Origin of the sequence: Anabaenopsis arnoldii (assembly GCF_028331025.1) — a bacterium.
Lineage (GTDB): Bacteria > Cyanobacteriota > Cyanobacteriia > Cyanobacteriales > Nostocaceae > Anabaenopsis > Anabaenopsis arnoldii.
Window position 1 is genome coordinate 1 of the sequence record NZ_JAQMUH010000169.1, and the last position, 9,723, is coordinate 9,723.

Annotated in this window: 7 protein-coding genes and 1 pseudogene; 5 read left to right on the forward strand and 3 right to left on the reverse strand. The window is 41.4% G+C overall.

Translation table 11 applies throughout. The features are described from left to right. From PN457_RS14850 to PN457_RS14860, 3 genes and pseudogenes are all read right to left on the reverse strand, one after another. Positions 1-378: pseudogene (locus PN457_RS14850) on the reverse strand (RNA-guided endonuclease TnpB family protein); the annotation flags it as partial. A gap of 184 nt (positions 379-562) precedes the next feature. After that, the gene (locus tag PN457_RS14855; protein ID WP_271734160.1) at positions 563-1,666 is read right to left on the reverse strand and encodes an XRE family transcriptional regulator; all 1,104 of its coding nucleotides are present in this window, start codon (positions 1,664-1,666) and stop codon (positions 563-565) included. Between the two features lie 193 nt (positions 1,667-1,859). Then, the gene (locus tag PN457_RS14860; RefSeq protein WP_271734161.1) at positions 1,860-3,086 is read right to left on the reverse strand and encodes a hypothetical protein; all 1,227 of its coding nucleotides are present in this window, start codon (positions 3,084-3,086) and stop codon (positions 1,860-1,862) included. A 241-nt stretch (positions 3,087-3,327) separates the two neighbouring features. Here PN457_RS14860 and PN457_RS14865 point away from each other — a divergent pair, with 241 nt between their 5' ends. From PN457_RS14865 to PN457_RS14885, 5 genes are all read left to right on the forward strand, one after another. Then, the gene (locus PN457_RS14865) at positions 3,328-3,783 is read left to right on the forward strand and encodes a phosphate-starvation-inducible PsiE family protein (protein ID WP_271734162.1); all 456 of its coding nucleotides are present in this window, start codon (positions 3,328-3,330) and stop codon (positions 3,781-3,783) included. Between the two features lie 410 nt (positions 3,784-4,193). Further along, positions 4,194-7,604, forward strand: a complete 3,411-nt coding sequence (locus PN457_RS14870) for a phycobilisome rod-core linker polypeptide (RefSeq protein WP_271734164.1) — start codon at positions 4,194-4,196, stop codon at positions 7,602-7,604. A gap of 310 nt (positions 7,605-7,914) precedes the next feature. Further along, a complete protein-coding gene (gene apcA / locus PN457_RS14875) occupies positions 7,915-8,400 on the forward strand; it encodes an allophycocyanin subunit alpha (protein WP_271734165.1) in 486 nt (161 codons plus the stop codon). A gap of 69 nt (positions 8,401-8,469) precedes the next feature. Next, a complete protein-coding gene (gene apcB / locus PN457_RS14880) occupies positions 8,470-8,955 on the forward strand; it encodes an allophycocyanin subunit beta (RefSeq protein WP_271734166.1) in 486 nt (161 codons plus the stop codon). 225 nt (positions 8,956-9,180) lie between these two features. Further along, positions 9,181-9,387 (forward strand): phycobilisome linker polypeptide, encoded by a 207-nt coding sequence (locus tag PN457_RS14885; RefSeq protein ID WP_200988402.1) that lies wholly within the window; start codon positions 9,181-9,183, stop codon positions 9,385-9,387. Positions 9,388-9,723 lie beyond the last annotated feature (336 nt).

Consider the following 9,723-nt stretch of genomic DNA (forward strand, 5'->3'; position numbering starts at 1 on the left):
ACTCACTGCTTGGGCTGTGTAAACTAATAAATGTCTACCTTTTTCTTTGTGTTTATATTTGGGTAGTTTCGGTCTACCTAAAAACTTAGATTTATCTTCTGCATAAGCTTTAATTGCTGCAAAAAAAGAATACCAGTTGCGCTGTAGCCCTAATAATACTTGTTGGGCAACTTTGGCTGGTAAGGTTTGGTATGGTTCTGTTGATTTTAATTGTTTTGCTAAATAATTGTAATCGAGGTATTTTTGAGCAAAGATAAAACTTTGGCGAATGTGAAAGTTAGCATAATTGTAGAGGTTTTTGGCAGCAAAACATAATTGATCAATCTCCTGATAATGGGGATGATTTCTTTGAATGATATGCCGCTCCACAACTTGCATATATGATACACATGCAAAACATCATATATAATAACATTATTTTGTAGTTGTGTCAATCAATTGTTAATATCTGAATATATATGACTATATTTTTGTTATTCAAACCCAATACTGTTGTTGCAGCCATCCCCACTCCTTTAGGTAGCAAAAATCAATGAGTGCAGTAGCGTCAAGAATGGTACCCTTAAGCGATCGCATAAACCTGATTCTCTTGACGACGCACCCGTAGTTTTTCCACAGTTAAATTGAGCAGTTCTGCTGCTTTGATTTCCGAAATTTTGCCCATTTTCAAACATTGCCAAATTAGACATTCATAACGTTCATTTTCTGGGTATTCTTCTATTCCAATGGCTGGTGGTAATTCCATTGAGTTTTGCAAAGATTCACCATGATGTTTCTTTTGATAAATTGCACAAATTTTAGCTTTTTCTTTAGCAAATTCAATGATTCCCATCGCTGCTAAACGATTCAAAATAACTAAATAACTTACCCGAAAATGCCGTTTGAGTTTGACAACATCTTGGGTGAGCGCGTACATCCGCTCAAATTCAGCTTGAGGTACAAGTAAGTGACTGGCAAAATAATCAGCTACCTTTTCCCGTGCCTTTTCTTCTGTTTTGCTTCCTGACTCAACTAAGGTATCTTGGTATTCTACGCGGTGAAATATGAGGTGTCCAATTTCATGAGCAAGGGTAAACAATTGACGTTCAATAGTGATGTTGTGGGTGTTGACTAAGACAAATGCGCCTTCAATATCACTGCAAGCACTCACACCAAAGAAACCTTTGATGGGAATGGGTTGACGTACAACTTTTAAACCGATTTCTTCTACAGATTGAAATAAGTTGGCAATGGGGGCTTCACCCAAGCCGAGACGATGACGAAATAAAGCAGCTATTCCCTGAATGCGCTTTTCGTTCCCTTCTACTTGGTGACAAGGTGTACTTTCTGGGGTGTAAGTAGGTAAGCCAACGGCTTGTTCTAGGGCGTGATAAGTTTGCAGGATTCGTAACACCTGGGCTGCAAACTGGGGGGTTTTGTCAAAAGAGCCATGGGCGCGGAACCGGAAGTTAAGCAGTCCTTCACTGGGAGGACGTAGCAGATCATCAAGTGTTACACCCAAAACACGGGCCAGGGCTGAGAGGATTTTGCTGTCTGGTAAGGTTTTGGCGTTTTCGTAGTTGTTGATGCTCTGACGAGTTACAGAGGCTTGTTCTGCAAGTTGCTCTTGAGACAAGCCCACACTTTTGCGGTAGCGGAGGATGTTAGCAGCAATGATTTCTTTCATGGCTGGTTTTTAACAGCGTTTTCTGTTAGGCTCAGGGAATATGTCAAAACTATTAAGTGTACTTTCTCTAATTATAATGGAAAAATGTAAAAGCGATTTTACATGGATTTGAAGTACATCATTATTAATAATGACAACAGATACCATACTTACCCGTAATCTGTTGTCAAAAATCCCTTACCATCCTCATAGATCAACTGGTGGTTGAATCTTGGGAAGCACCGCAATGATGACAATGTGGTAAATACTTATAGGTTAAATTGTGGCAATTGGGACATTCAACATATTGATAATAACCACAATGGGGACAGTAGGCATCATGATTGCGGATTTTTTTCGCACAGTTAATACAGCGTGATTCCTGGACTCTCCTAACTGCTTGGGCTTTGGTATTCAAAATAACTCTTTGAAAAACCTGGATAATGCCAAAACCTACTACGGGAATTAACAATATGTAAACATAACTAATCAGGAACAGCAACCCGCCGAGTATTCTGCTGACGATATTAAATATAAATTGAAATAATACCCCAACTTGCAGAAATTCAAAGACTTTCAGAATTAAGGGTATAAAGAATATTACCAGCAAATGCCAACTAATTAAAGATATTAACCCATATTCTCGGCGTTCAGAAAATTTATGAACTGAAAAAGCGATTAAAATTAGCGGTACCAAAAACAAAGACTGCAAAATCAGTTGAATACTGGGATACCAAAATAAAGCCCGCTGATAATTTACTTCTACCGGTTTAAAATTATTATCCTGCTTGAGAAACTCTATAAAATTAGCGCTTTCTGGTTTAGTAAGGATTTGAGTTTTTAATTGAGTAATTTCAGCTTTTAGTGTAGAAATTTGCCGGTTATTTGCATCTAAATTTTGTTTAGCTTTGGCTGCATCTACTAAGTTAATTGACTGGTCCCTGGGTAATTCAGCAATTTTTTCTAAAAGTGTGGTGGGGTATTCAGCCCGAATCTGGCTATTAGTTTCTGTTAATTGATTTACCTTTGCTTGTTGCTGCTCAATACTTTTAAGAGTTTTCTGGTTTTGAGGATTGTTAATTTTGTCTTGATATCTGCTATATTCTAAACAAGTTGGAGACACTTTACCTAAATGTCTCTGTTCTACTTCTTGGTAAATTTGCTCTTGGCTGGGTTGATCAGGGCTTTGGGATAATGAACTGTTGATAATGTTAAAGTCTTTATCTACATTGTCTTGGTTTCTGTAGTCTTGCCATGGTGAATAACAGGGATAAGCCTGGTATGGGCTGATATACCATGTACTAATATCACTCAATCCTGTAAAGACATTGATTAATATGAAAATGTCAATCACTATAATCACTACTAAACTGACTGTATTTAGTGGTTGATTGTTGATTTTTCTAGACTTACTCCAAAACCGGCGAATTTTATTGAGCATAATGTTGTTCAATATAGTAGGTGATAGTAGGTGATTTTTAATGTCAACTATCAAATCAGTACCATATATCTGATCTTATGGTAATTTATGTTACATAATTTAACCTTCTGTACTGCCAAGATAGGATAAATGAATAGGCTTATGCAAATATGGCTGATTAATTTTTAGACTCTATTAAGACCCTATTATATGGTAATTTGATTTCTGGGGTGATTTAGCTTATTTACATTTGGGTGCGGTTATGAGGAAATTAATCAGACGTATTTTGATGTTGACTAGAGATGAAAATTTCATGCACGTCATTGAAATTGTGGAGGTGATAGTATCTAAAATTCTATCTATCTTGATGGTATTAGTGATTTTGGTGGCCATCCTAGATTTAGGATTTTTTATAATTAAGGAAGTATTAACTACCCCCTATGGCTATATTAATACGAAATTATTTCACGTCTTTGGGCTATTTTTAAATATATTAATTGCTTTAGAAATATTAGAAAATATTACAGCTTATCTGAGGAGACACGTTTTTCAAGTAGAGTTAGTTATTGTCACCTCCCTAATTGCTGTATCTAGAAAAATTATTATTTTAGATTTAGAGAAGGTGCGGGGGGTTGACATCATTGGTTTAGGTTTAGCTATTCTGGCCTTATCTATGAGCTATCTAATTATTCGTTTTAGTAATTCTCGCGGAAATTAAGAGCCATGAAACATCTGGCGGATGTGGGGTTATAGAGCAACTGGGGTATTTTATAATACTAAAGTATTTATGTGATTAAAATATTAAATAAATATTAAATAAATATTAAATAATTGTATATTGGTCAAAAAGTATGCTTAGTTTTTCTGCCCTTCCTGTACTACCAGCAGTTTTAGCCCTGAATGAGAATATATACTTATTGGTGATCAGGCCGGGAGATGACAAATTCTACATACTTCTTAATAAATTAACAGAGTAACCGCAAAACGTTCTAATCTAAAGCTAACTGGGTTAATTTACTGGCAGTTTTGCAGGCGGTACTCCTAATGCATAATCACACCTATGTGTCAAGCCTCAAAACAACCCAGACTTAACACATAAATAATTATCATGGGAGTTTTACAAATTCGATGAGTGTTAAGGCAAGTGGTGGAAGCTCAGTTGCGCGTCCGCAACTGTATCAAACCCTGACTGTATCAACAATTTCCCAAGCGGAACAACAAGACCGCTTTTTGGGTAGAGGTGAACTAAGCGAACTGGCTAGCTATTTTGCCTCTGGTGCGAAACGTTTAGCAATTGCGCAAACCCTGACAGAAAACTCTGAGATTATCGTATCTCGTGCGGCTAACCGGATTTTTGTGGGTGGTTCACCCATGGCGTTCTTAGAAAAGCCCAAAGAACCAGAGCTAGCAATGGCTACTGCAGGGACTAGCGCTGAGGGAAGTGTCGCCGAAGGAATGAAACTAGGGACTGTCACCTACGTTGAAACTCGTGGCGGGTTCCTAGAAAATCTCCGTTCTATCTTTAACTCTTCTGCAGGCGGTCCCACACCTCCGGGTTTTAGACCCATCAACGTCGCTCGTTATGGTCCGAGCAACATGGCCAAGAGCTTGCGGGATTTGTCCTGGTTCTTGCGCTATGCTACCTATGCGATTGTGGCTGGTGACCCGAATATCATCGTGGTGAATACACGGGGTTTGCGGGAAATCATCGAAAATGCTTGCTCTACAGAAGCTACCATTGTGGCTTTGCAGGAAATTAAATCAGCTTCCCTGTCTTATTTCCGCAAAGATGCTGAGGCCACAGAAATTGTGTCTCAATACATGGATGTATTGCTCACAGAGTTCAAAGCACCTACACCTTCTAACAAGCTGCGTCAACGTCCTTCAGCAGACCAACAAGGGTTACAACTGCCACAAATTTACTCTGTAGCAGCAGAAAGAAGACCTAAGTTTGCTATGAAGCCTGGTTTATCAGCTAGTGAAAAAATTGAGGTCATCAAAGCAGCCTATCGGCAAATTTTTGAGCGTGATATTACCCGCGCTTATAGCTTGTCAATCTCTGACCTAGAATCTAAGGTCAAAAATGGCGATATCTCCATGAAGGAGTTTGTCCGCCGTCTCGCTAAATCTCCCCTTTACCAAAAACAGTTTTACCAGCCTTTTATTAACAGCCGTGTTATTGAATTAGCTTTCCGTCACATTTTGGGACGGGGGCCAAGCAGCCGGGAAGAGGTACAAAAATACTTTGGAATCATTTCTAATGGTGGTCTACCAGCTTTAGTAGATGCTTTGGTAGATTCTCAGGAATACGGCGATTACTTTGGGGAGGAAACAGTACCCTACCTGCGTGGTCTGGGTCAGGAAGCCCAAGAATGTCGTAACTGGGGACCCCAGCAAGACCTGTTTAAGTACAGCGCGCCTTTCCGCAAAGTACCTCAGTTTATTACTACCTTTGCAGCTTACGAACAGCCACTACCAGACCAACATCCTTATGGTTCTGGTAATGACCCATTGGAAATTCAATTTGGGGCGATTTTCCCGAAAGAAACCCGCAACCCCAGCAGTAGTCCGGCTCCTTTTGGGAAGGATACCCGCCGCATCTTGATTCACCAAGGTCCTGGTATTAATAACCAATTAAGTAATCCCAAGGCGCGGGGCGAAGCTCCGGGAACTTTGGGGCGCAAGGTGTTTAAACTTGACCAAATCCCCGCGACTCTCAGCAGAACGGGTGGACAGGGTGTGAGCGTCAAGTTCTCGGAAAGCTCTACCCAAGCAGTCATTAAAGCTACTTACCTGCAAGTTTTTGGCCGTGATGTTTACGAAGGTCAACGGCTGAAGGTGGCAGAAATTAAGCTGGAAAATGGCGAAATTTCTCTGCGAGAGTTTGTGCGGATGTTGGCGAAGTCGGATTTATTCCGCAAGATGTACTGGACATCTCTGTATGTTTGTAAATCTATTGAGTACATCCACCGCCGTTTGTTAGGTCGTCCGACTTACGGTCGTCAAGAGAATAACAAGTATTTTGACATTGCTGCTAAGAAGGGCTTCTACGCTCTGGTAGATGCTATCCTCGATACTCCAGAGTACAGCGAGGCCTTTGGTGAGGATACGGTACCTTATGAACGCTATTTAACTCCGGCGGGTGTGTCTTTACGCCATCTGCGGGTTGGTAGTATTCGCGAAGATGTGGGTACTGGTAAGGTTGAGAAGGTGGAAACACCACGGTTTGTGGAACTGGGTACAGTTAAGGAAAACCGCACAGAACCAGATATTCAATTCCGCATTAATCAAGGTGTTACCAAGAAGCGCGAACAAACCAAGGTCTTTAAGTTGGTAGCAAATACCATCAATAAGGTGGCGGTGCAAACTGTGATTAGTGCTGCTTATCGCCAAATCTTTGAACGGGATGTTGCGCCCTACATCGTCAAGAATGAGTTTACAGCTTTGGAAAGTAAGCTGGGCAATGGCGAAATTAGTGTGAAGGAATTTATTACAGGTCTGGGTTACTCTAACCTGTATTTGAAGGAGTTCTATACACCTTATCCCAACACCAAGGTAATTGAGTTGGGTACTAAGCATTTCTTGGGACGTGCGCCAATAGACCAGGCTGAAATCCGTAAGTATAACCAAATTCTGGCTACGCAAGGGATTCGCGCCTTTATTAATGCCATGGTAGAAAGTGTGGAATATAGCCAGGCTTTCGGTGAAGATACGGTTCCTTACCGTCGCTTCCCCACTCTACCTGCGGCTAATTTCCCCAATACCGAAAAGCTTTACAATCAGCTGACCAAGCAAAATAATGATTTGGTTGTACCTAGCTTTGAGACTGTCAAGCCTCGGATAGCATCGGCAAATACCCCCATTTTAGCGAAGGCGATCGCAGATTTGGCAGCCCAAGCCAAGCAAATGGATAAAACCAAGCCGTTATTCATTGAGTTGGGTCGTTCTTTCAATGACGGTCGCGGTCAGTCTGTGGAAGTGGGTGTAGGTACAAGTCGCCGCAAACCTGCACGGATTCACCGCATGACTGTAGATGCAAATCCAGGGGAGAAACAGCTAGTAATTGATGCGGCTTACTGTCAAGTTTTGGATGTATTTAGCGGTCAAGTTCCCCAGGACTACCGCCGTTCTAACTTAGACAGCAAACTGCGCAACGGGGAAATCTCTGTGCGGGAGTTTGTCCGGGAATTGGCTAGTTCAGAAATCTACCGCAAGCGCTTCTATACCCCTTATCCTAATACCAAGGTGATTGAGTTCCTATTCCGTCATCTATTGGGACGCGCACCAGCTACCCAGGGGGAAATCCGCCAATATAACAAGTTGCTGGCTGATAGCGGCTTAAGAGCGGCTGTAGAAGCAATTGTAGATAGTGCTGAATATGCTCGCTACTTCGGTGAAGATGTAGTACCTTATCAGCGCTACCCATCACTACCTGCTGGTAACTACCTTGGTAGTGTGCAAGCGGCTGCTGACTTGGTGAAACAATCTTGGTCTAGTTTATCACCTGCTGTATTGACAGGTAGACCAGGCGATCGCTAGGTATTGAGGAGGGAGCCGGGAGATGATAGTTAATTTTCCCCAATCTCTCCCTCATATCTTGTATAATCAAGCTTTCCGGCAAAAATCACTGTTCAAACTAAGAATTAATATTACAAAGTATTAACAAGAGTGATAAATGGTGAACATAATGCCGGAAAATGTTTTGCGGAAGGTAGTTGATTTCTCGGCAGGTTCGCAGTGCCATAGCACTGTTGAGTCTGGAAAAACCAAAAAACTCAGCTACTGCCAAACTTAAAATCGTACCAGTTTAATTAAATTCTGGTTTCATTAGTACTGGAGGAATCCATTAATGAGTATCGTCACGAAGTCCATCGTGAATGCTGATGCAGAAGCCCGCTATCTTAGCCCCGGCGAACTAGACCGCATCAAGAGCTTTGTTTCCGGTGGTGAACGTCGCCTCCGCATCGCTCAAATTTTGACCGACAACCGCGAGCGCATTGTTAAGCAAGCTGGTGACCAGTTGTTCCAAAAGCGCCCTGACGTTGTATCTCCTGGTGGTAACGCTTACGGTCAAGAAATGACAGCTACCTGTCTGCGTGACCTAGACTACTACCTGCGCCTAGTAACCTACGGAATCGTTTCCGGTGATGTTACCCCCATCGAAGAAATCGGTGTTGTAGGTGTACGGGAAATGTACAAATCCCTCGGTACTCCTATTGACGCTGTAGCTGGTGGCGTTAACGCGATGAAGAATGTTGCTGCTAGCTTGCTGTCTGCTGAAGACGCAGGTGAAGCTGGCGCTTACTTCGACTACCTCGTCGGTGCGATGCAGTAAGCTGAAGCGGTTTTTACTTCTGCTGAAACGTAAGTATTGCAATACGATTGGAAATAAGGAAATAACAACATGCAAGACGCAATTACCTCTGTCATTAACGCTTCAGACGTTCAAGGTAAATACTTGGACACTGCAGCTCTCGCAAAGCTCAAAGGCTACTTCTCCACCGGTGAACTGCGCGTCCGTGCTGCTACCACCATCAGTGCTAACGCCGCCGCGATCGTTAAAGAAGCAGTAGCTAAATCTTTGTTGTACTCTGATATCACCCGTCCCGGTGGTAATATGTACACCACCCGTCGCTATGCTGCTTGTATCCGCGACTTGGACTACTACCTACGTTATGCTACCTACGCAATGCTAGCTGGCGATCCTTCCATCCTAGATGAGCGCGTATTGAATGGCTTGAAAGAAACCTACAACTCCTTGGGTGTTCCCGTAGGTGCTACAGTACAAGCTATCCAAGCCATCAAAGAAGTAACCGCTAGTTTAGTAGGCCCCGACGCTGGTAAAGAAATGGGCGTTTACTTAGACTATATCTCCTCTGGCTTGAGCTAAGACCCAACTGCACTTAACACATTAGGTGCGGGTTGATTAAAGTCTGGAAATTAATTATGAGTGCTAGAACGTTCTACCGCTTATCTTGTTGAGTGTTAGCGGTCTGGTATTGATAGTTAATTTCCAGACTTGGAGTGATTGATTTAAATGTTTTGATAGAATATACACTCCCATTTTTTTTTCAAATAAAAAACTTTTCACAATCACCATAGGAGACTATAAGATATGGCGCGTATGTTTAAAGTTACTGCTTGTGTCCCTAGTCAAACTCGAATTCGTACCCAAAGAGAGTTACAAAATACTTACTTTACCAAACTAGTTCCTTACGAAAACTGGTTCCGGGAACAGCAACGCATTCAAAAAATGGGTGGCAAAATTGTCAAAGTAGAACTAGCAACCGGTAAGCAAGGTACTAATGCTGGGTTGATGTAATTAATATCAAAAAAAAACATCATTCTAGGGAGTTGTCAAGAGGTCAAGATAGACCTCTTTTTTTACTAAATTAGGGAGCAGGTAACAAATTGGGGTGTACTTCATGAGACACACGGAAAAACTTTGATAACAACCCTACTTTGCCAGCAGTCCAAAAAATTTTGAGTTATAAAAGTGAACAATTACCAAGTTTATGTCTACAATAATTTAATGAATTTATAGTCATTTATGTACATTTGTAGTATAATATAATTATGAATGTACGATCATTAAATGAATGAAACTATCTGATTATGCAAAAAAGGTAGGGATAAGTTATAGAACTGCGTAGGGATA

Excerpts from the sequence above, each read along its gene's own strand:
- PN457_RS14860 (WP_271734161.1), bottom strand. The coding sequence starts at position 3,086 with ATGCTCAATAAAATTCGCCGGTTTTGGAGTAAGTCTAGAAAAATCAAC.
- apcB (WP_271734166.1), top strand. The coding sequence starts at position 8,470 with ATGCAAGACGCAATTACCTCTGTCATTAACGCTTCAGACGTTCAAGGT.
- PN457_RS14865 (WP_271734162.1), top strand. The coding sequence starts at position 3,328 with ATGAGGAAATTAATCAGACGTATTTTGATGTTGACTAGAGATGAAAAT.
- apcA (WP_271734165.1), top strand. The coding sequence starts at position 7,915 with ATGAGTATCGTCACGAAGTCCATCGTGAATGCTGATGCAGAAGCCCGC.
- PN457_RS14870 (WP_271734164.1), top strand. The coding sequence starts at position 4,194 with ATGAGTGTTAAGGCAAGTGGTGGAAGCTCAGTTGCGCGTCCGCAACTG.
- PN457_RS14855 (WP_271734160.1), bottom strand. The coding sequence starts at position 1,666 with ATGAAAGAAATCATTGCTGCTAACATCCTCCGCTACCGCAAAAGTGTG.
- PN457_RS14885 (WP_200988402.1), top strand. The coding sequence starts at position 9,181 with ATGGCGCGTATGTTTAAAGTTACTGCTTGTGTCCCTAGTCAAACTCGA.